The organism is Hyunsoonleella flava (assembly GCF_004310325.1).
GTDB lineage: Bacteria > Bacteroidota > Bacteroidia > Flavobacteriales > Flavobacteriaceae > Jejuia > Jejuia flava.
On record NZ_SIRT01000018.1, the window covers coordinates 24411 to 46371 of the forward strand.

Consider the following 21961-nt stretch of genomic DNA (forward strand, 5'->3'; position numbering starts at 1 on the left):
AATTTAAGCAGATGAAAGACGACTTAAAAATAGCTTTAGTACAAACCGATTTGGTGTGGGAAAACCCAGAACAAAATCGGTTAAACTTCGGTGAGAAAATCAAAAGCATTAAAGAGGAGGTAGATATTATTATTCTGCCAGAAATGTTTACATCTGGGTTTACCATGAATGCTAAAAGTGTGGCTGAAACAATGGATGGAGTTACTGTATCTTGGTTAAAGGATATGGCAAAAACAGTGCAATCTGCTGTTGCAGGAAGTGTAGTGATCTCTGAAGATGGCAGTTATTTTAATAGGTTCTTGTTTGTAGAGCCATCTGGAAAATTATCATATTATGATAAACGGCACACTTTCACTTTAGCAGGGGAGCACAAGGTTTATACCGCAGGGAAAAGTAAGCTAATTTTGGACTATGAAGGATGGAGAATTTGTCCTTTAGTTTGTTATGATTTACGTTTTCCTGTATGGGCAAGAAACACTGAAAATTATGATATTTTGCTGTACGTTGCCAATTGGCCTGTGCCAAGAATTGATGCTTGGGATGCGTTATTGAAAGCAAGAGCTATTGAAAATATGAGCTACAGTATTGGTGTAAACCGAATTGGCGTTGATGGAGCCAACATTGGATATTGTGGGAGCTCTGCCTGTTATGATGTTTTAGGTAAAAAAATATCTGAAATACCGATGAATAAAGAAGTTATTGAAATTGTAAACTTATCCAAGAATCATATTAGGAAATACAGAAACGCACTTAAGTTTTTGGAAGACAGAGATGAGTTTAATCTTTTAATGTAAAGCTGGTTTCATCATCCCATCCAGCTCTAACTTCAATAGATTTTTCAGAATGTTTGGTGATTTCTGGTTGTATTTTTTTTAGGTAGCTCCCTGTGTCGTAAATCTTATTGCCGTTGGCATCAAAAATTACTTTAATTAAATAATTGCCAGGACTAATGTTTAAAAAGTCAAATATTCTTTGCTCAGTGGCATATTGTTCATACTTAACATTTTCACTTTTATCTGTAAGTTGAACAATAATTGGGTAAACCGCATTATTAATTCTTAGGCGTAAATTCCCGTAACTGTCTTGTTTTTTAGTTCTTAAAGAATATTGGAGTGTGTCATTAGTGTTTTCAAAAAAGTCAGTAAAAGCTTCAGGAAAAACAGTCATATTATATTCGCTGTCCTCGGTTTTTTTAAAATCTAAGGCATAAGTGTTGGATAAAGAGTCGTATGATTTTATAGTAAACTCAACAGGCAATGAATCTTTGTCAATCAACTCAATTTTGGTTTTATCAAATTTAGTGAAGGGGATGTTTCCAGAAATCTTGAAGTCTGCATCATAAGCAATAGTGCCGCTTGGTTCAACTTCAAGCATTAAGGAATCACGTTCTTTATCACGTATTCTTACGGTGTATTCCTTAGTTATTTGCGGGTGTTCAATATGCAAAATTAACGAGTCAACTTCTAGTTTAGGTTTGTACCAATAATATAGTGTGTCAGTTTCTTTGTTTTTAGAAATGCGATATTCAAAGTCCTCTGGGACTTCAGAAATCATCGAAAATCTTACACCTTCTGGATCTCCTTCATACCCAATCATAATTTTTTCACCATTTACAATTTGAGGTCTTGAAGGATTAAAATCTACCACTTCATTAAACAACCTTAGGCTATAGGTACTATCAGTTGGGAGCGTAATAAATTCCTTTTTAAAGGCAATTTGATCTGACTTTTGCTGATAAATATTATCGCCGTTTTTATCCTTTAATGCAACCAATAAATACTTGCCTGCCTTTGCATTTTCTATAGTATACGTAGTAAGACTATCGAGTGTGTTGGTAATGTATTTTGGAGTTTCTTTATAAATAATAGAGTCTGTAAAAGTAGAATCCACTTCGTAAAGCATTACCGAAACAAAGGTTTCGGGTTCACGTTTAAATGCATCCGTAATATTTCCTGAAACCGTTAAAGAGTCAATAAAATCTCCAGTAGAAAACACGTAACGATAATAAGTGTAGGGATTGCCTTCGTTATTGTCCTCAATACTATTCCCAAAGTTAAAGGCATACGTAGTATTAGGAGGCAGTGTGTCAAAAATCTTTATTTTAATAGTTTTACTTGCGGCTCCCAAAGGCGTAATTTCAGGTTGGGTTTTCATGGGAGGCGAAATAATTAATTGCTTTTGTAGGTTTTTAATTTTAATATATTCATCAAACTCAATTCTTATTTCCTTCGCATTAAAATTGGTGGAGTAGTTTTCTGGAGAAGTGCTAACAATTACTGGAGGTGTCACATCCTCTTCGCCACCTTCAGGTGTGCCTCTGTTGGCACAATTGATAAAAATACAGCCAACGGTTAGTGCCAAAAGAAAATTTAAAAACGTATTGCGCATTGCCTTAATTAAATTTTAAGCAAACCTACATAAAATTTGCCTTAAAAATAAACGATAAAACTTTTAGGCTATTGCCATAGTAGCAATACTTATTTTTATAACTTTTGCCTGACTTAATGCTGAGGAACATGCCTCTAAAGTAGCGCCAGTTGTAATAATATCATCTACTAAAAGTACATGCTTGTTTTCAATTTTTATGATGTTTTTTACAGCGAAAATTTCATTGCTGTTATTCCACCGTGCTAAGCGCCCTTTTGTGGTTTGAGATTTTGTGTTTGAGATTTTTACTAAAACGTCGTCCACGTATTCTGCATGTAATGCCTTAGCTATCTGTTGTCCAAATTTTGCTACCTGATTATAACCTCTTTTCTTTAGTTTCTTTGGATGCATTGGTACCGGAATTACCATGTCTATGGTTTGGTAAGCTTCAACTTCACTGAGTTCACCACCCAACCAATCTCCCAAAAGTTCTCCAATAGGTTCGTAACCTCTGTATTTCAGTCCGTGGATGAGTTGTTGCACAGGCCCTTTTTTTTCAAAACGAAATAATGCCGTGGCGTGTTCAATTTTTGCTCTACCTCTTAGTACTTTTTTTACGGTGTCGTCATCGTTAAAGTGAAATTCGGTAACGGGTAAATCATGTCTGCAATTGATGCAAATTGTGGCTTCGTTATCCGATAGGTAATTGGAGCATGCATAGCAAACTTTCGGGAATAATAAGTTGATGACTGATTTCAAAAGAGATTTTATTATAGCTGCTTTGTAAACTTAAGTAAAAAAATAACGCTAATGAGCTTAATTTTTTTCAAACTAGCTATACAGTTTACTACGGTTTTATATTTTTGCACCTATGGCAAATCAAGACGATACATTTAAGAAGGTGATTTCGCATGCTAAGGAATACGGATATGTGTTCCAGAGCAGTGAAATTTATGATGGTTTAAGCGCGGTTTATGACTACGCCCAAAACGGAGCAGAGTTAAAAAAGAACATTCGTGACTACTGGTGGCGTGCCATGGTACAGATGAATGAAAATATTGTAGGTATTGATGCGGCAATCTTTATGCATCCAACAACTTGGAAAGCATCAGGACACGTCGATGCCTTTAACGACCCGCTAATTGATAATAAGGATTCTAAAAAGCGTTATCGTGCCGATGTTTTGATTGAAGATTACTGCGCCAAGATTGAAACCAAAATTGAAAAAGAGGTAAAGAAAGCTGCAAAGCGTTTTGGGGAAGCCTTTAATAAGGAAGAATTCATCACAACCAATAGGCGTGTTTTAGGATATCAAAAAAAGATTAATGAGACGTTGTCCCGTATGGCAAAATCTTTAGAAAATGAAGATTTGGCTGATGTTAAGGCTTTAATAGAAGAGTTGGAAATTGCAGACCCAATGACAGGAAGCAAAAATTGGACAGATGTAAAACAGTTCAATTTAATGTTTGGGACAAAGCTTGGTGCTTCTGCGGATAATGCGATGGATTTGTACTTACGACCCGAAACAGCACAAGGTATTTTTGTGAATTTTTTAAATGTGCAGAAAACAAGTCGTTTAAAAATCCCATTTGGTATTGCGCAAACAGGTAAAGCCTTCAGAAATGAGATTGTTGCGAGACAATTTATCTTTAGAATGCGTGAGTTTGAACAAATGGAAATGCAGTTTTTTATAAAACCAGGAACACAGGCGGAATGGTATGAGCATTGGAAAGAAACCCGATTGAAATGGCATTTGTCTTTAGGACTGGGAGAAGATAACTATCGTTTTCATGACCATGAAAAATTAGCGCATTACGCAGATGCCGCGGCTGATATTGAATTTAAATTCCCATTTGGATTTAAAGAATTAGAGGGTATCCATTCTAGAACAGATTTTGATTTGAGTCAGCATGAAAAATTCTCGGGTAAAAAATTACAATATTTTGATCCTGAAGAAAATAAAAGCTACGTACCGTATGTTTTAGAAACCTCTATTGGTTTAGATAGAATGTTTTTGGCTGTTTTTTCAAACTCACTTCAAGAGGAAGCATTGGATAACGGTACTACTAGAACAGTTTTAAAGTTACCAAGTGTATTGGCCCCAGTAAAGGCTGCCGTTTTACCATTAGTTAAAAAAGATGGTTTGCCAGAAATAGCTAGAAAAATTGTTGAAGACCTAAAATGGGATTTTAATATTATTTATGATGAAAAAGATGCGGTTGGTAGACGTTATAGACGACAAGATGCCAACGGAACACCATTTTGTATCACTGTAGATCATGATACTTTAGAGGATAACACTGTTACTATTCGTCATAGAGATACTATGGAACAAGAGCGCGTAAAGATCGAGGATTTAAGGGATATTATTAAGAAAGAGGTTGATGTACGCCATTGGCTAATGAAGATGAAATAGAGCATGTATTGACATGCTGAATTCATTTCGTCATCTCATTAAATATATAACCCTAACTTTTTAGTTAGGGTTTGTTTTGTAGATATATAAGTTGATTTAGAATCTATAACCTAAAGTAATACCGCCTTTACCAATAATTTCGTAATCAAGATCATTATTGTTAAAAAAGTTTCTACCAACACCAAAACCTAATTCACCAACAAAACCGCTTTTTGTTACCCATTTACCACCAATGCCTATACCAAGGGCAAAATCAGTTTTGGCTTCGTTCTTTTCTATAAAACTATCAGAAGTAAATTCTATATCATAGCTTACGGTAGAGTTAAGCATTCCAAAACCTTCAACATAAAAACCTGCAGCATACTTTTTTCCAAAATAAAATCTATAATAAGGAGATACGTAATATTTTATTTCATCGCTTACATCGTCATCAATAGGCAAAAACAATGAAACTCCTGCTCCGGATTCCTCATTAAGCGTTCGTTCATAAGTAACTTCGAATGCCCCTAAAACTAAAAAAAGACCGTTAAGCTTGATTTCATTGAAGTTGGTTGAAGTGTCGTTTAAATCAATGCTGTTATTGTCTTCTTGTGCAAATGAAATATTAGAGATTAATAATGCCAAAATTGTAACAACGAATAGTTTTTTCATAAAAGTCTAGTTTAAAGTGTAATGTAAACAATTACATGCTAGATGTAATTCTATTGCAAAGGTTGCGCAATTATTGTGCCTATTTTATGATTTTTGTTAGATTTTAACTTGGCGCTGTATTAATTGGGATAAAGAAATAAAAGTCTCTGTTCGAGATACACCGTTTATTTCTTGAATGGTGTTCAACACTTCCATTAAGTGGTCATTGCTTTTACAGATAACCTTAAGGAAAACATTCCAGTTTCCCGTAGTATAGTGGCATTCCAATACTTCTGGCACTCGTTTTAGGAGTTTTATAATTAGTGGCGCATCCGCAGCTTTATCAAAATATACACCTACAAATGCCATGGTATCAAAACCTAAAACTTCAGGATTTACCACAAATTTTGATCCAGCCAGAAGTCCAGATTTTTCTAGTTTACGAAGACGTTGATGAATAGCAGCTCCAGAAATACCAACATTTCTTGCGATTTCAAGGATTGGTGTTCGGGCATCTTCCATTAAGGTGCGCAGTATTTTTTTGTCGATGCCATCAATCTCAGTTTGTTTCTTTTTTGCCATTGGTATTATAGTTTAGAAGGTAAAAGTAATAATTTGATTGCAATTAGGAACATTTTTTTGATATGTGTGCTATTTAAAATTTAACAAACATAGAAGTGTATATTAACTAGGGCTGGTAGCTGTTTTAGGCAGATGAGTGCGTTAAGGACTGAACACTTCGACTGTGCTCAGTGCAGGCTAAATATTGGAGCTCCTGACGTAGGAGGAGCTAATAGTAAAAGCCTGACCCCTCGCAGGTAACACCCATTATCCTAATTGTTTAACGGGTTATACCCCAAATACGGTACTTCTTTTTCCTTAAACAAAATCCCAAACTGCTGCAATTCCTGGAGAATAGGTTCATAAATTTCTTTTGTAATAGGGATTTGAACCCCAGCACTAGTGATTTTGCCATTGAGAATAGCTAGGGTAGCTATAGCAACTGGTAGCCCGACAGTTTTTGCCATTGCAGTGTACCGTTGATCTTCGCCAATAACCACCATATTTGCGTCTAGTTGATATTTTTTTCCATTCAGTTCGTAGCCAAATTTATGGTACATCACAATCATGTCCTTGTCGTCTTTACTCAAAGTCCAACTGTCCATAAGTATTTTTTGTAGTATTTGAGCTGGTGTGGCATTTTTAAGTACCACCTTTTTATCCGGATTGAAAATATCTAGTTCTACAAGTTTATCCCAAACAACATCATCCTGATCTATTTTTAATTCATGCCTTAGTTTTAACTCAACCGAATCTTTATGGCTGTATGGTAGAAAGGCGTTTGTAAAATCACGATAGCTCATGTTTTCGCTGTCCTCTATCGTGAAACTATCATCCGTCATTCCTAAAGTGACAAAAATATTCCAAGCACGACTGAAACCCACGCGACGCATTGTACCTCGATACAAAGTTCTAACATTGCTTAACCCATATGCATTTTGATATTTTAACGAATCACGATTTGCATATGCCTCAAACCTGCCAAAACCCTCAATATCTAAAAATTCGGTGCGCCTAAACAAACGGTGATAAGGGATGTATTTATAGCTGTTTTCTTGTATGAACTTTGCGGTACCTCCTTGTCCTGCGGTAACCACATTTCTCGGGTTCCATGTAAATTTGTAGTTCCATAGGTTGTTGTCACTTTCAGGAGCAACCAATCCGCCAGTAAAAGACTCAAACAAAATAATGTTGCCACCTTTATCCCTAATCTTATCTAAAACCTGCATGGCGCTCATATGGTCAATGCCAGGATCTACACCAATCTCGTTCATGAGAATGATGCCTTTGGATTTAGCTTTGCCTTCTAGAGCTTTCATTTCTGGACTAACGTACGATGCCGTAACCATATGTTTATTGTGGAGAATGCAATCTTTTGCTACCGTACCATGAAAACGGGCTGGCAGCATTGAAATAACAATATCGGCATTCTTGATGGCGTTTGAGCGTTCTTTATCATTGAAAACATCGAGTTGTATAACATTTGAATTAGTATGATTTTTAAGAATACTTTGTGCGCTGCTTATATTGATATCTCCAACTGTTATAAATAGATTTTCTGAAGTAGATTTATCTAGTAAATATTTTAATAGATAAGATGTGGATTTACCGGAACCGATAACTAAAATCTTTCGCATATTTGTGATTTGTTGCCTAAATTTGTTGAACAATTAAATTGTAAAAGATGCATAAAATTATTTTGATTACTGGAGCTATATTAGGTGTTTTGGCTATTGTACTAGGTGCTTTTGGCGCACATGGTTTAAAAGCCCATTTATCTCCAGAACAGTTACAAACTTTTGAGACGGGTGTACGTTATCAAATGTATCATGCACTTTTTTTATTATTTATAGGAAGTACTACTGTGGTGACTTCTGGATATAAAACTGTCATATTTTACTCAGTTCTTATTGGTGTTGTTTTGTTTTCTGGTTCTATTTATGGCTTAGCAACAAATACCTTAACAAACTTCAATTTTAAATCTATTGGTTTTGTCACTCCCATTGGCGGATTGTTTTTAATTGCGTCTTGGGTGGTTTTAATTATTAATTTCGTAAAATTAAAGTATTAAAAATACGAATTTTATATTTTTAGTTAAAAATAATATCATAGTTTTGCATAATAATTATTTTATCAGATAAAAAATGATGAACCATAATTCGTCCACACAGCAGATTTCATTAGAAGATTACGGTATTAAAAATGCGAAAATGCATTACCAACTATCCCCTGAAGATTTACATCGCATAACTATTGAGAAAGGGCAAGGTGTTGAGACGTTCTCTGGGGCTTTAGCAGTAAATACTGGAGAATTTACTGGCCGCTCTCCAAAAGATAGATTCATTGTAAAAGATACTATTACTGAGGACAAAATTTGGTGGGGTGACATAAATATACCTTTTGCACCTGAAGATTTTGATAAACTTTATGACAAAGTAGTGGCATACTTATCTGAAAAAGAAGTTTTTGTTAGGGATTGTTATGCCTGTGCCGATAAAAACTACAAAACAAATATTCGTGTAATTAACGAGTATCCTTGGAGTAATATGTTTGCTTACAACATGTTTTTAAGACCAACATTGGAGGAACTGGAAGGCTTTGAAGCAGAATGGACTGTTATAAACGCCCCTGGGTTTATGGCGAATCCTAAAGTTGACAAAACAAGACAACACAATTTTGCAATTTTAAATTTTACAAAAAAAATAGCTCTAGTCGGTGGTACTGGGTATACTGGTGAAATTAAAAAAGGTATTTTTTCTGCCTTGAATTTTATATTACCCGTTGAAAAAAACACTTTGCCTATGCATTGCAGTGCCAATGTAGGGAAAGAAGGTGATACTGCAATTTTCTTCGGGTTATCAGGTACTGGTAAAACAACACTTTCTACAGACCCTAATAGAAGTTTGATTGGTGATGATGAACACGGATGGACAAACGAGAATTCTGTTTTTAATTTTGAAGGTGGTTGTTATGCAAAAGTGATAAGCCTATCCAAAGAGAAAGAGCAAGAAATTTATGATGCTATAAAAAAAGGGGCTATTCTTGAAAATGTAATTTTGGATGATAACGGTGTTGTAGATTTTGATGATACTACAATAACACAAAACACTAGGGTAAGTTACCCAATTCATCATATTGAAAATATTATGGTGCCATCGGTAGGTGAGAATCCAAAAAACATATTCTTTTTAACGGCCGATGCTTTTGGGGTTATTCCACCAATTTCTAAATTAACACCAAGTCAGGCTGCATATCATTTTATATCGGGTTACACTGCAAAAGTAGCTGGTACCGAGGCTGGTGTTAAAGAGCCACAGCCCTCGTTTTCTGCATGTTTTGGTGCCCCGTTTATGCCACTGCATCCCGCGAAATACGCTGAAATGTTAAGCAAAAAAATGATTGAAGCTGGGGTAAATGTTTGGTTGATAAACACTGGTTGGACTGGAGGTCCTTACGGTGTTGGTAAACGTATGGAATTAAAATACACGCGCGCTATGATTAATGCAGTGTTAAATGGAGATTTAGGCTTATATAACTACGATGATTATCACATTCACTCAGTATTTGGTGTGGCGCAACCAAGAACTTGTCCAGGTGTGCCAACAAGTGTATTAAGTCCTCGACAAACATGGAATGATGATAAAGCCTATTATACAATGGCATTTAAGTTAACTAATGCATTTAGAGAGAACTTTAAAAAGTTTGAGGCCCACTGTACTGAAGAAATAAGACGTGGCGGCCCACAACGGTACGCCTTTTAAAAACAAAAAAGCGTTTTCAATTTTTTGAAAACGCTTTTTTTATGATTTACTATAAGTATTATTTTCCTTTGTTAACCTGGTCAATATACTTTTCCAGAGCCATGGTCATTGAAGGTGTTTCAGGAGTTGGAGCTGCAATATCAACACGTAATCCTTTTTCTTTAACAGCTTTTATGGTTGTGTTTCCAAATACCGCTATACGTGTATTGTTTTGTTGAAAATCTGGAAAGTTTTGAAATAAAGATTCAATTCCAGATGGACTAAAAAATACCAAAACATCATAATATACGTTAGCCAAATCTGATAAATCACTTACAACCGTTTTATAGAATGTAGCCTGTTTCCAATCTACACCTAGAGCATCTAATGTCTCAGGAACTGCTGGTTTTACTTTATCTGTATTCGGTAGCAAAAATTTCTCATCCTTATATTTTTTGATCAAAGGTGATAATTCAGAGAACGTACGTTTTCCAACATATATCTTACGCTTTCTATACACAACATATTTTTGAAGATAGTAGGCTACCGCTTCAGATTGACAGAAATATTTCATACTGTCAGGCACCTTAAAACGCATTTCTTCGGCCACTCTAAAAAAATGGTCCACCGCATTTCTACTTGTAAGAATTATAGCAGTGTAATTGTTCAAATCAATTTTTTGGTGTCTTATTTCTTTAGCTGGAACACCTTCTACATGAATAAAAGGTCTAAAATCTATTTTAACTTTCTTTTTCTCCTGAAGGTCAAAGTAAGGAGAATTTTCAATTTTAGGTTCTGGCTGAGATACTAAAATGGTCTTCACTTTCATAGGCGCAAAATAGTTTAATTAAGCACTAAAAATCGCGTAAATAACTACATAGGGTGCGATTTCGAGAGCGCAAAGATACAAAATAAAATAGAAAAAGTTATTTTTAATTTCATTTTGATACATTTTAAATGAGGTAAATAAACCACTGATATTCACTACAAAAAGTAATCCAAGAATACTATAAAGTAATGTTTTTGTTGGAGCTATACTAAATATTAAAATCGCATTAATTGGCAGAAGTAAAATGCCTAAATAATTTTTATAACTAATCTTTTGAAAAAGATAATTATCTATAATCTCATCAATTTCAAAAAGACTAGCAATTAAACGCTCTAGCAGTACTTTTGCAAGCATAAAAATACCAATACCAACAACGAGTTTAACGAGTAATGTGATGTTGGATTCTATTGAATTTGTTAAGTTTTCAATACAAATTACACTAAATATTGCGCCAGATATGATAAGGTTTATAAACAGTAGGCCATCGTAATAATCTAAAAACTTTTGATCCTTACCATAAATCTTAAGATATCTTGAGTTAGAAATTACCATAATGAACTCATTAAAGCGCCTTGGAGCTATACTTTTAGCGATGGCAATTGTTGCCAAACAACTTAGTAGCAAAAGTGTGTATAATGTATGGGAAGGTACTTCTCGAAGCATGGGTTAAAATTATCATAAATTTTAAAGAAGAAAGGAATTATTACGAAATTTTTAAAAAAAAGAATATCTTAAAAATGTACATTTGTCTTTGATATTATTTTAGATGAAGGACGCTGTTGTAATCATTCCAACGTATAACGAGATTGAGAATATAGAGCTTATCATAAGAGCTGTATTTTCAGAATCTAAAGATATACACATTCTTGTTGTAGATGACAATTCTCCAGACGGCACTTCCGATAAGGTAAAAGAGCTTCAGGGTGTTTTTTCAGGTAGATTGCACTTAAAACAGCGCAAAGAAAAAGCAGGTTTGGGTACGGCTTATATTTTAGGTTTTAAATGGAGTTTGGTTAGAAAATACGAGTATATTTTTGAAATGGATGCTGATTTTTCTCATGACCCAAGAGATTTGAAAAAACTCTATAAAGCTTGTGCCGAAGGTGGTGCGGATGTGGCTATCGGTTCGCGTTACATTACAGGTGTTAACGTTGTTAATTGGCCAATGAGTAGAGTGTTGATGTCGTATTTGGCATCAAAATATGTACGCTTTATTACAGGAATGAACATTAATGACACTACCGCAGGTTTTGTTTGTTATAAGCGTAAAGTATTGGAGGCACTAGATTTACGTAAAATTAAATTTATAGGATATGCATTTCAAATTGAAATGAAGTTTAAGACCTATCTCAAAAAATTTAAAATCGTAGAAGTTCCTGTTATTTTTACTGATAGAACCAGAGGAGAGTCTAAATTGAGTTCAGGGATTATTTCTGAAGCGGTTTTTGGAGTTATCTCAATGAAATTTAAAAGTTTGTTTAAACGAAAAGATTTATAATGAAATTGAAAAGAACACTTATAAAGAATGCCAATATTGTTAATGAAGGCAAAGTTTTTAGTGGAGACATATTAATTGAAGGCGAATTTATAAAGCAGATTGATACATCCATCAGTGCAAAATCGGCAGATGTTGCCATCATTGATGCTGAAGGGAAATATGTTTTACCAGGAGCCATTGATGACCAAGTGCATTTTAGAGAACCTGGTTTAACGCACAAAGCTACTATTGAAACAGAATCTAGGGCAGCTTTGGCTGGAGGGATTACCTCTTTTATAGAAATGCCAAATACAAATCCGCAAACCACAACAGTTGAAAAGCTTGAGGAAAAATTTGAAATAGCTGCAAAAACATCCTCAGCGAATTATTCGTTTATGTTTGGTGGTACCAATGATAACCTGGATGAAATACTTAAAGTAGATGAAACGTCTGTTGCTGGCTTAAAGTTGTTTTTAGGCTCTTCGACAGGGAATATGCTGGTTGACGATCCAAAAGTTTTGGAGAAAATATTCCAAAACACTAATATGGTAATCTCAGTACATTGTGAGGATGAAGCTACTATTAGAAAGAACCTAAAAGCACACATTGAGAAATTTGGAGATGATATTCCTATTGAAAAACACCCCATAATTAGAAGTGAAGAAGCGTGCTATTTATCCTCTTCAACTGCCATAGCATTGGCAAAAAAAACAGGAGCGAGGCTACATGTATTCCACCTTTCTACTGGAAAAGAAACCAACTTATTCACTAACAAAATTCCGTTAAAAGATAAAAAAATAACAGCCGAAGTATGTATCCATCATTTATGGTTTTCAGATGAAGATTATAAAACAAAAGGAACGAATATAAAATGGAATCCCGCTGTAAAAACAAAAACCGACAGAGAACAGCTTTGGGAAGCGCTTTTGGATGATAGGATTGATGTAATTGCTACAGACCATGCACCGCATACTATTGAAGAGAAGAAAAACGTTTATACTAAAGCACCATCGGGTGGACCATTAGTGCAACATGCATTACCTGCCATGTTGGAAAAGCATCATGAAGGTAAAATTTCGATTGAGAAAATAGTTGAAAAAATGTGCCATAATCCAGCTATTTTGTTTCAAGTTGAACGCAGAGGTTATATTAAGGAAGGGTATTATGCAGATTTGGTATTGGTAGATTTAAACAATCCATGGACGGTTAAAAAGGACAATATTTTGTATAAATGTGGATGGTCGCCTTTTGAAGGGACTACATTTAAATCAAGAATTACACATACCATTTTAAATGGTAGTTTGGTGTACCATAATTTTAAGTTTTCAGAAGTTAAAGCTGCAAAACGTTTAACATTTAACAGGTAATGTATAAAAAAGCGATAGTACTATTTTTGTTGTGTCTGCTGTTAGGGCTCTCTTCCTGCTACAAATACAATAAGCCTAAAAAGCCCAAAAACCTTATCCCAAAGGAGGAAATGGTTCATATTTTATTGGACTTAAAGTATATTGGTGCAGTTACAGGAAGGGATAAGAAAGTTTTAGATAGTGCTAAAGTTAATCCAGAAGGCTATATCTATAAGAAGTATAACATTGATAGCGCGCAGTTTGCTGAAAGCAATGCTTATTATGCCTATTATATGGATGACTATGCTGAAATTTATCAAAAGGTGAAAGACAGTCTTTCAAAACTAAAAACACATTACACGGAAATTCTAGATAAAGAACGAGAAGAAAAAAAGAAGGCAGATTCCTTAAAGGCTATTAAACGTGAACTTGAAGCAATAGAACTTGAAGATGAAGCAGATTTGGAGCAACTTGAACTTATTGAACCTGTTTCAGATACTGATCTGCAATCTCCGAAATAACTAATTCTACAGGCTCAAACTTATAGTTTAAAGCTTTTGTTATTTTCTTGTTACTGTAATTTGTTTTGGTAGTTAAGGATTTGGTAAGTTGCTTCGTTAATTTTCTACGTTTTCCCGTAATTTGTCGTTTTAACCAATCCAATCGCCATCCAATTTTCAATATCCAAGGTTTTGCTAATTTTTTTGGAAGTTTAACATGAAGAGCCCTAGCCATAGTTTGTAAAAACGATTTGTAAGACCAATTTTCAGCAACTAAAATATAGCGTTCATTTTTTATATCACTTTTCAGTAGCTTAATCATAATATTAACAACATCGGTAACAGATACTAAACCAATGTTGCCAGAAGTATAATAGTTAATACCATCATGTATTTTTTTAAATAGGTTGCCGCTGCCGTAGCGCCAAATGCCCGCGCCAAGGATAACGCCTGGATTAACAATTACAGCATCCAATCCTTCTTGGGTGCCTCGCCATACTTCCATTTCGGCACCATATTTTGTTATGGCATAAACGCTATTGTCGTCTTCAGGATTCCAATGGGTTTCTTCAGTAATAACTTCATCTTCTTTTACAGGATTCCCAACAGTTGCTATGGAACTTACATAACACATTTTTTTTACACCTTTGGCAATACAAACATTTACAACGTTGGCAGTGCCTTCAATATTTATTTGTCGTAAAAATTGGTACTTATCAGGTTCAAAAGAAACAAAAGCGGCGCAATGATACACATATTCAATTTCGTTTAATGCTTCGTTTAATGAAGGAATATCTAGAATATCCGCCTTAACCCATTCAATTTTGTCAAATAAAGCTGAATCGGTCTCACCATAGCAGGAAAAAACATTTTTAACGTTTTGAAGCTTACGTTCGGTACGGTAAATTGCCCTAACAGCTTCGTTGTCTGAAACTAATTTATACAATAAGTGAGCGCCTACTAAACCTGTTCCCCCTGTTACTAAAATCATAGAACGAAATTAAAGAATTATTCAGAATCACTGCCTATGTCTGCATGTATTTTTATATTTGCGCTAGTTTTCTAAAATTGAATAAAATGGCTAAGAATTTTGTTGAAGAATTAACATGGAGAGGTATGATACACACCGTAATGCCCGGGGCAGAAGAACATTTGATGGAGGGCATGAGAAGTGCGTATGTAGGTTTTGACCCCACGGCAGATTCTTTGCATATAGGAAACTTGGTGCCAATTATGCTATTGGCACATTATCAACGTTGTGGGCACAAACCAGTTGCCCTAGTTGGTGGTGCTACGGGTATGATTGGTGATCCGTCTGGAAAATCAAGCGAGCGTAATTTGTTGGATGAAAAAACACTACGCCATAACCAAGAGGCTATAAAAACACAACTAGCTCATTTTTTAGATTTTGAAAGTGATGCGGAGAATGCAGCCGTTTTGGTGAATAACTACGACTGGATGAAGACGTTTTCATTTTTGGAATTTATTCGAGACGTGGGTAAGCACATTACTGTAAATTATATGATGGCAAAGGATTCTGTGAAAAACAGAATTTCTTCAGACGACTCGGAAGGGATGAGCTTTACAGAGTTTACATACCAATTGGTGCAAGGTTATGACTTTTTGCACTTGTACAAAGAAAACGACTGTACCATTCAAATGGGTGGAAGCGACCAATGGGGAAATATTACCACGGGAACTGAGTTGATTCGACGTATTGGGGGAGGCAAAGGCTTTGCTATCACGTGTCCTTTAATTACGAAGTCTGATGGTTCAAAATTTGGAAAATCTGAAGGTGGAAACGTATGGCTGGATGCTAACCGTACGTCGCCATATAAATTCTATCAATATTGGTTAAACTCTAGTGATGAAGATGCTGAAAAGTATATTAAAATATTTACGTTTTTAGGAGAGGATGAAATCAAAAGTCTTATAGAAGAACATACGAAAGCACCTCACTTAAGAATATTACAAAAGCGTTTAGCAGAAGAGATTACCACTATGGTGCATTCAAAAGAAGATTTAGATAATGCAATAAAAGCTAGCAATATTCTATTTGGAAAATCTACAAGTGACGACTTGAAACAGCTTGATGAAAATACGTTTTTGGATGTTTTTGAAGGTGTACCGCAAGCGGAAGTTGATAGGTCTGAAATTACATCAGGGCTAGATATGATCGGTGCATTGGCAGCAAAAACCAGTTTTTTAAAGTCAAACGGAGAGGCGCGACGTGCCTTGAAGGAAAATGCTATTTCAGTAAACAAGGAAAAGGTAAAGGAAGATTATAAAATTACCGATGCAGATTTAATCAACAACAAGTTTGTACTACTGCAACGCGGCAAGAAAAACTACTTTGTTTTAACCGTAAAATAAACAAAAGCCCAATCAAGAGATTGGGCTTTCTAAACTAACCAACTTACTAAAATAATCTTTCTTTATTCTTAGCTTTTGTTTTGTCGAAATTTGTTCCAACTACTTACAAAAACCAAGTTATTTTTTAAATTTAATCGTTTCCCAGTTTTCATTGGCCATTTCAATTAACTCACTTTGGTTTTCTTTAATCCACAACTCTAATGTATTCGTGCCCCAAGCGTTATAAAATAAATACAGTTTTCCGTCTCTAATTAAAAACGACTTCGGATTTATGGAAACTTTGGTGTTTTTTAGCGCAACTGCGTAAGCGCAATAACCGCCATACTGCGGCACATATGTTGTCGGATCTTTTAAAAAGGTATTTAGGTTTTCTTCTGAAGAAAATTTGTAATTAACACCGTCAAAAGTGGTTTTAAATTTCTTGTTACCTTCCTCTGCTATATTATCAAAATATGCTACAACATCATAACCATTTGCGGCAAACCCTTTCTTGGTATTGTAATCAACTGTTTGGGAAAATAGGCCTGTACTGAGCATTATAAAAAAGACCGCTATTAGTTGTTTCATATCTTCAACTTTAGAGTTAAGTCCGTAATTCTTAAAGTAGCTTACAATAGTACGGTGATAAGTTGCTTAACCTGCACATTCAAAACAATCTAAAATCAAGTCAGAAATTGTTGAGTTCATTATCACACTGCCATCAAAGCTGCTAAATACGGCATTTAGCCTTAATTTATCTGCATCCCCATTCAAATTATCTTCAATTGTGCTTATGTCAAGAGAACCCGATATTCCTGTAAAAGTGGAACTGTTGTCTACATATCTAAGAGTAGCATAAAAAGACTTAGAGGTGTCTCCTATTGGGAATTTAGTACCATTAACTAGTGCCTGAAAAGTAGTGTCATTATCGACTACCGTTAAAGTTAGCTTGCCTCCGCTAGGACCTTCAGTATCGGCAGTAATATTGATTGATAGTGTTTGGCTAGTTTCGTAGTAGTTGGAAATTGTAGCAACTATATTTTCCATAGCAAAGCCTCCACCATTTGTAAAAGCAATAGAAATCGATCCTTGAGTTGATTGCTGTTCATCTTCAGAACCGTCATTTTCAGAACAAGATAAAGTTAATACAGATACTAGAAGAAAAATAGTTTTAAGAGTTTTCATAAATTTTGATGTTTTAATTTTATACTACAGCATCGCGCTAATCATAAAATGTCATCATTAAATATGAAATTAAAATTTCTTTTTAATTATTTAAAATGGGCTTATAAGAGGTTAAAGTACCATCAAATTACATCCTCTTATGTCAGAGTGGTCAAAACGTCCGATAACTTCAAATGAGTTATCATCATACACCCGTCCTAAATCTTGAGTAGCAATAAATGAACATGAGTTTACATTCGCCAAATCTATGATGTTAATACCTCCGGCTTTGCCAGAATCAAGAAGCGTTAAAGGATCTTCTGTGTCACGGGTTAACACTTTCATCCATGGTGGACAATTAAAAATGCCATCCCCATTTGAATACGCTTGACTTAATAATTCCGTCATACCATATTCACTATGGATTGTCTTAACGCCAAAACCTTTTTTTAGTATGTTATGTAATTCGCTACGAATAAGTTCCTTACGTCGTCCCTTCATGCCACCAGTTTCCATCACTATAGTGTTTTTCAGGTGAAAAGTATGTTGTTCGATTAAGTCCAATAAAGCAAAAGAAACTCCGATCAGCAATACTTTTGCACCAGATTTATCCAGTTGAACAAGTTTATTTTTTAAATCTGAAAGGTTGTTTAAATAAAATCCACTTTTAGGAGATTTTGATTGGGCAATTAAATCATTCACCATATAGATTAAGGACGAACCTTCACGTTCCAAATAAGAAGGGAGCAATGCTAAAACCACATAATCCTCAATATTACCGTAAAATTCAGAAAACCCTTTGGTATAGCTATCTTGGTAGATTTTTAAAATAGAAACATAATGTTTGCTTGTGACGGAGCCAGTAGTGCCAGAACTGGTAAACACAGTCTCAGCTTTGAAGTTTTTATTAATTACCTTACGGGATTTAAAAAACTCAATAGGTAAAAAAGGTATATCGCTAATAGTTTTTACATCGCTAGGATGCTTATATAGCAAGTCGCAAAATGAGCGATAAACGCTGTTGTTTTCAAACTGAAAATTAAATACTTTAAGAGCGGTATCTTCAAATTCAATTGGCGTAGCAATACTAAATATGGAAGCAGTGTCTATCATAAAGCGATAACGGCAAAATTATATAAAATAAAAGAGCATTGCTTTATGCAACGCTCTAAATATTTTTATGTGGTTTTGTATGTATCCTAAATTACCGTATGACTAATTTTCGTGTTTCGCTAATTGAGCCTTGAGTTATTTTAAGAATATAAACACCAGAATTTAAAGATGAGATATCCAACTCTTTTCTTGTAGACACTGTGGCCTTTATTTGCTTACCTAGAACATTATATATTGCAACTTTCTTAAGAGCAATTTTATCCTTGCTAATAATGTATATAGTGGAGGCGTTACCATCTACAGGGTTAGGATAAACCGAAAGCCCTTCAATATTTAGTTGAGTAGGCTCAGGAGGAGGATTTCCTTGTGCAAATCCATTTTGAATTGGCAGACAAAGAAAAACGATAAACATTAATAAAAAGTAGATGTTCTTCATAAAACGCTTCTTATAAGATATAAAATTACTACAAAAGCTGCAAAATCCGTACCAAAATAGTGTTAAATATTTATGTTTTACATCGAAAAGTTAAATATGCCTATGGCTATGTTACCTAATTGTTATTTGTATTTTAAATTCTATAAACTAATGTTATTTAGTTTTATCTTTACTTTTGGAAAACTAAAATAGTACCATTCTGTAATGAATAAAAAAGATATTAAAATCCTTCTTGTTGATGACGAGCCAGATATTTTAGAAATTGTAGGCTACAATCTGTCCAATGAAGGTTATCATGTAATTACTGCTGAAAACGGAGCTGAAGCCGTAAAAAAAGCAAAAAAGGAGTTGCCGCAATTAATAATTTTGGATGTAATGATGCCAGAAATGGACGGTATTGAGGCTTGCGAAAACATAAGAAAGCAACCGGAATTAGAAGATGTAGTTATCACATTTTTAACTGCTAGAGGTGAAGATTACTCGCAGGTAGCTGGCTTTGATGCTGGTGCTGATGATTACATTACTAAACCAATAAAGCCAAAGGTGTTGGTAAGTAAAGTAAAGGCGCTTTTAAGACGTTTTAAGGATGATGTAAAAAACACCGTTAAGGTTGGTAACCTTGTCATCAATAGAGATGAATATAAAATTGTGCTAAAAGGAAACGAAATAATTTTACCCAGAAAAGAGTTTGAATTACTATCTTTATTGGCGTCGAAGCCTGGGAAAGTTTTTAAGCGCGATGAAATCTTAGATAAAGTTTGGGGAAATGAGGTTGTAGTTGGTGGCAGAACTATTGATGTTCATATCCGTAAGCTACGCGAAAAAATCGGAGATAAAAGCTTTAAAACTGTCAAAGGCGTCGGCTACAAGTTTGTAGACTAATAATGCAGGTAAAATTTAAGAAATCTTATAAGTTCGCGATAAGTACATCGCTTTACATTACTATATGCTTTACACTCTTAATGAGTGTTTTTTTGTATTATTATTTTACCCTCAAATGGTTGCCCATTCTACTATTTGCTGTTTGTTTTTATGTTGTCTCTTTTATTATAATTCAATATAGGGTAGAACGCTATATCTACAGGCGCGTAAAAAGTATTTATGATGATTTAACGCTTTTGGAATCTACAAGTTTAACAAGAGGTGCAATTACCACCGATATGGCTACCTTAACACAGGAAATTGACAAATTTGCCAGAGATAAAAAGTTAGAGATAGAAACCCTAAAAGTAAGAGAGCAGTACCGAAAAGAGTTTTTGGGAAACGTGTCACACGAATTAAAAACACCATTATTTACCATTCAAGGCTATATTTTAACCTTGCTAGATGGTGCCATGGATAATAAAAAACTTCGCAGTAAATACTTGGAACGTGCCAATAGTGCTGTAGAACGTCTAGCGTATATAGTTAACGATTTGGATTTAATAACAAAACTAGAAGCTGGCGATTTACGCCTACAACCAGAAGTTTTTGATATTGTAGAGCTTATCAAAGAAGTATTTGGCATGGTGGAGATGCGCGCAAGCGAAAAGAAAATCACACTAACTTTTGATAGAGATTACGATAAACCGGTAATGGTACGTGCCGATAAAGAACGTATTCAACAAGTTTTGGTAAACCTCATTATCAATTCCCTAAAATATGGACGTTTAAAGGGTACTACAGAAGTAAGTATTGAAAACCTGATTAAAAACAAAGCCATTATCAGGGTTACGGATAACGGAGAGGGTATTGAAAGAAATCATTTGGAACGTTTGTTTGAGCGTTTTTATAGGGTTGATAAAAGCGGCTCAAGAAACCAAGGGGGATCTGGTCTGGGTTTATCTATCGTAAAACATATTATTGAAGCGCACGATGAACGTATTTATGTTGAAAGTGAATACGGTGTGGGTAGTGAGTTCTCTTTTACTTTAGAAAAGGCGAAATAACGCTTTGTAGTTAGCTCGGGTATTAAAACTTTTCAGGCCTTTATATTCTGAAATTTTGTCTAGTAAAAAAATGCTAAATTCCTTTTGTTTACAACTAGGAACAAACCCTTGTTGTGTCAAACGATTTGCCAAATACTCTTGCTCAGTTTGCCCAGGTGTAGGAATAAAAAATGCTTTTTTTTCCAATTTGGCCAAATCCATAATACTGGTGTACCCAGATCTTGACAGCACTAACTTACTTTTATTAATCGTTCTTTCCAGACGATTAGAAGTCATGAAATTATAAATGGTCACATCCTGTTTTTGCTCAATCTTTTGTTCTTTTTCAGGAATACCCCTAACAAAAACCACATGCCCTCCATAATTTTTTACTTCTTTAAGTAATTTGTCTTCAAGTAAGGAACGTTGTGGTTCAGGACCAGATAACAATACCAGCAAATCTATAGTTTCCTCAATGTCCATTTTAGTAAACCTGCTTATTGGACCAATATATTTCGTTTTGATATTTAGCTGCCTTTTATGCCCTAATTTTCCAGATAAATTTAAGTCACCCTCGGCATCAGGAACCCAGCATTCATTAAAGTTAGCCATATATTTTTCGTGCAGTTTGGTACTCAACCAAGTAGTACTTCCACTCAAAACATTAAGTTGATGGGTAACAAAGGCACAAGGAGTATCCTTATCATAAACACCAAGTCTATTATCAGAAATAATCCCAGAAATATTATGACTCTCAACGATGTCACGAGTAGCTATTTTTTCCGCCTTTATGGCCTTCAACATTCTTGGGGAGTCCTTTATAAGTTTCAATTTAAAATGACTTCCTTTTTTAGGGTAAGTTACATCGTAAGAAGGCAATTCTATCGAAGCAAACCTAGGGAATTCCTTACGCAACAAGTCCAATGCTATGCCATCACTAGCAATAATTGGCTGAAAACCATGCGTATGCAATGCTTTCATAATCGGTATACATCGGGTGGCATGTCCTAAACCCCAGTTTAGTGGTGCAACTAGTATTCGTTTTTTCATTAAAATAATTTGGGCGTGCCCATAAGGGGTCGGGTCTGCCTGTCGGCAGGCTTTCGGCAGTCGCTTTTTTGCG

23 protein-coding genes are annotated in these 21961 nt (G+C 34.9%); 10 read left to right on the forward strand and 13 right to left on the reverse strand.

Annotated elements, in window-relative coordinates; translation table 11 throughout:
* The first annotated feature begins 11 nt into the window (after nucleotides 1-11).
* Complete coding sequence (locus tag EYD45_RS15860; RefSeq protein WP_130965640.1) at nucleotides 12-794, forward strand: amidohydrolase; 783 nt, start codon at nucleotides 12-14, stop codon at nucleotides 792-794.
* Here EYD45_RS15860 and EYD45_RS15865 read toward each other — a convergent pair.
* A complete protein-coding gene (locus EYD45_RS15865; protein ID WP_130965642.1) occupies nucleotides 778-2388 on the reverse strand; it encodes an Ig-like domain-containing protein in 1611 nt (536 codons plus the stop codon). The genes EYD45_RS15860 and EYD45_RS15865 overlap by 17 nt on opposite strands.
* Before the next feature lie 63 nt (nucleotides 2389-2451).
* Nucleotides 2452-3126 (reverse strand): ComF family protein, encoded by a 675-nt coding sequence (locus EYD45_RS15870; RefSeq protein ID WP_233702678.1) that lies wholly within the window; start codon nucleotides 3124-3126, stop codon nucleotides 2452-2454.
* A gap of 112 nt (nucleotides 3127-3238) precedes the next feature.
* On the opposite strand from EYD45_RS15870, the gene EYD45_RS15875 reads away from it, so the two are divergent.
* The gene (locus EYD45_RS15875) at nucleotides 3239-4783 is read left to right on the forward strand and encodes a glycine--tRNA ligase (protein ID WP_130965645.1); all 1545 of its coding nucleotides are present in this window, start codon (nucleotides 3239-3241) and stop codon (nucleotides 4781-4783) included.
* Between the two features lie 96 nt (nucleotides 4784-4879).
* On the opposite strand, the gene EYD45_RS15880 is transcribed toward EYD45_RS15875, so the two are convergent.
* From EYD45_RS15880 to EYD45_RS15890, 3 genes are all read right to left on the reverse strand, one after another.
* Complete coding sequence (locus EYD45_RS15880; RefSeq protein ID WP_130965646.1) at nucleotides 4880-5434, reverse strand: DUF3575 domain-containing protein; 555 nt, start codon at nucleotides 5432-5434, stop codon at nucleotides 4880-4882.
* A 96-nt stretch (nucleotides 5435-5530) separates the two neighbouring features.
* The gene (locus tag EYD45_RS15885) at nucleotides 5531-5995 is read right to left on the reverse strand and encodes an Lrp/AsnC ligand binding domain-containing protein (RefSeq protein ID WP_130965648.1); all 465 of its coding nucleotides are present in this window, start codon (nucleotides 5993-5995) and stop codon (nucleotides 5531-5533) included.
* Between the two features lie 251 nt (nucleotides 5996-6246).
* Nucleotides 6247-7611 (reverse strand): saccharopine dehydrogenase family protein, encoded by a 1365-nt coding sequence (locus tag EYD45_RS15890; RefSeq protein WP_130965650.1) that lies wholly within the window; start codon nucleotides 7609-7611, stop codon nucleotides 6247-6249.
* A 47-nt stretch (nucleotides 7612-7658) separates the two neighbouring features.
* On the opposite strand from EYD45_RS15890, the gene EYD45_RS15895 reads away from it, so the two are divergent.
* Entirely contained in the window at nucleotides 7659-8045 is a 387-nt protein-coding gene (locus tag EYD45_RS15895; protein ID WP_130965652.1) for a DUF423 domain-containing protein, read from the forward strand.
* A 73-nt stretch (nucleotides 8046-8118) separates the two neighbouring features.
* Nucleotides 8119-9735, forward strand: a complete 1617-nt coding sequence (pckA, locus tag EYD45_RS15900; protein WP_130965654.1) for a phosphoenolpyruvate carboxykinase (ATP) — start codon at nucleotides 8119-8121, stop codon at nucleotides 9733-9735.
* Nucleotides 9736-9793: 58 nt separating this feature from the next.
* On the opposite strand, the gene EYD45_RS15905 is transcribed toward pckA, so the two are convergent.
* Both EYD45_RS15905 and EYD45_RS15910 read right to left on the reverse strand, forming a co-directional pair.
* Nucleotides 9794-10543: a uroporphyrinogen-III synthase gene (locus EYD45_RS15905; RefSeq protein WP_130965655.1), complete on the reverse strand. Its 750-nt coding sequence runs from the start codon at nucleotides 10541-10543 to the stop codon at nucleotides 9794-9796.
* Nucleotides 10544-10561: 18 nt separating this feature from the next.
* Nucleotides 10562-11206: a DUF4271 domain-containing protein gene (locus tag EYD45_RS15910; protein ID WP_130965657.1), complete on the reverse strand. Its 645-nt coding sequence runs from the start codon at nucleotides 11204-11206 to the stop codon at nucleotides 10562-10564.
* Between the two features lie 103 nt (nucleotides 11207-11309).
* Between EYD45_RS15910 and EYD45_RS15915 the strand changes: the two genes are divergently transcribed.
* From EYD45_RS15915 to EYD45_RS15925, 3 genes are read left to right on the forward strand one after another with little or no spacing between them, the layout of a single operon-like run.
* Nucleotides 11310-12041, forward strand: coding sequence for a polyprenol monophosphomannose synthase (locus EYD45_RS15915; protein ID WP_130965658.1), 732 nt, complete (start codon nucleotides 11310-11312; stop codon nucleotides 12039-12041).
* Between the two features lie 5 nt (nucleotides 12042-12046).
* Nucleotides 12047-13387 (forward strand): dihydroorotase, encoded by a 1341-nt coding sequence (locus tag EYD45_RS15920; protein WP_130965692.1) that lies wholly within the window; start codon nucleotides 12047-12049, stop codon nucleotides 13385-13387.
* Entirely contained in the window at nucleotides 13387-13887 is a 501-nt protein-coding gene (locus tag EYD45_RS15925; protein ID WP_130965659.1) for a DUF4296 domain-containing protein, read from the forward strand. Before EYD45_RS15920 ends, EYD45_RS15925 begins: the two co-directional genes overlap by 1 nt.
* Here the strand turns inward: EYD45_RS15925 and EYD45_RS15930 are convergent.
* A complete protein-coding gene (locus tag EYD45_RS15930; RefSeq protein ID WP_130965660.1) occupies nucleotides 13844-14857 on the reverse strand; it encodes an NAD-dependent epimerase/dehydratase family protein in 1014 nt (337 codons plus the stop codon). The two genes, EYD45_RS15925 and EYD45_RS15930, sit on opposite strands and share 44 nt — an antisense overlap.
* 86 nt (nucleotides 14858-14943) lie before the next feature.
* On the opposite strand from EYD45_RS15930, the gene tyrS reads away from it, so the two are divergent.
* Nucleotides 14944-16239, forward strand: a complete 1296-nt coding sequence (tyrS, locus tag EYD45_RS15935; protein ID WP_130965661.1) for a tyrosine--tRNA ligase — start codon at nucleotides 14944-14946, stop codon at nucleotides 16237-16239.
* Nucleotides 16240-16356: 117 nt separating this feature from the next.
* Here the strand turns inward: tyrS and EYD45_RS15940 are convergent, their stop codons facing one another.
* The 4 genes from EYD45_RS15940 to EYD45_RS15955 form a co-directional block, all read right to left on the reverse strand.
* Nucleotides 16357-16806 carry a YHS domain-containing (seleno)protein gene (locus tag EYD45_RS15940; protein ID WP_130965662.1) on the reverse strand — a complete coding sequence of 150 codons (450 nt, stop codon included), beginning with the start codon at nucleotides 16804-16806 and terminating at the stop codon, nucleotides 16357-16359.
* A gap of 66 nt (nucleotides 16807-16872) precedes the next feature.
* Nucleotides 16873-17403, reverse strand: coding sequence for a hypothetical protein (locus EYD45_RS15945; RefSeq protein ID WP_130965663.1), 531 nt, complete (start codon nucleotides 17401-17403; stop codon nucleotides 16873-16875).
* Nucleotides 17404-17514: 111 nt separating this feature from the next.
* Nucleotides 17515-18495, reverse strand: coding sequence for an acyl transferase (locus tag EYD45_RS15950; protein ID WP_130965664.1), 981 nt, complete (start codon nucleotides 18493-18495; stop codon nucleotides 17515-17517).
* 91 nt (nucleotides 18496-18586) lie between these two features.
* Nucleotides 18587-18931, reverse strand: a complete 345-nt coding sequence (locus EYD45_RS15955) for a T9SS type A sorting domain-containing protein (protein WP_130965665.1) — start codon at nucleotides 18929-18931, stop codon at nucleotides 18587-18589.
* A gap of 204 nt (nucleotides 18932-19135) precedes the next feature.
* Here EYD45_RS15955 and EYD45_RS15960 point away from each other — a divergent pair, with 204 nt between their 5' ends.
* Entirely contained in the window at nucleotides 19136-19813 is a 678-nt protein-coding gene (locus EYD45_RS15960; RefSeq protein ID WP_130965666.1) for a response regulator transcription factor, read from the forward strand.
* Between the two features lie 2 nt (nucleotides 19814-19815).
* Nucleotides 19816-20859, forward strand: coding sequence for a sensor histidine kinase (locus EYD45_RS15965; protein WP_130965667.1), 1044 nt, complete (start codon nucleotides 19816-19818; stop codon nucleotides 20857-20859).
* Here the strand turns inward: EYD45_RS15965 and EYD45_RS15970 are convergent.
* On the reverse strand, nucleotides 20842-21888 hold the full coding sequence (locus tag EYD45_RS15970; RefSeq protein WP_130965668.1) for a glycosyltransferase: 1047 nt from the start codon (nucleotides 21886-21888) through the stop codon (nucleotides 20842-20844). The two genes, EYD45_RS15965 and EYD45_RS15970, sit on opposite strands and share 18 nt — an antisense overlap.
* Nucleotides 21889-21961 lie beyond the last annotated feature (73 nt).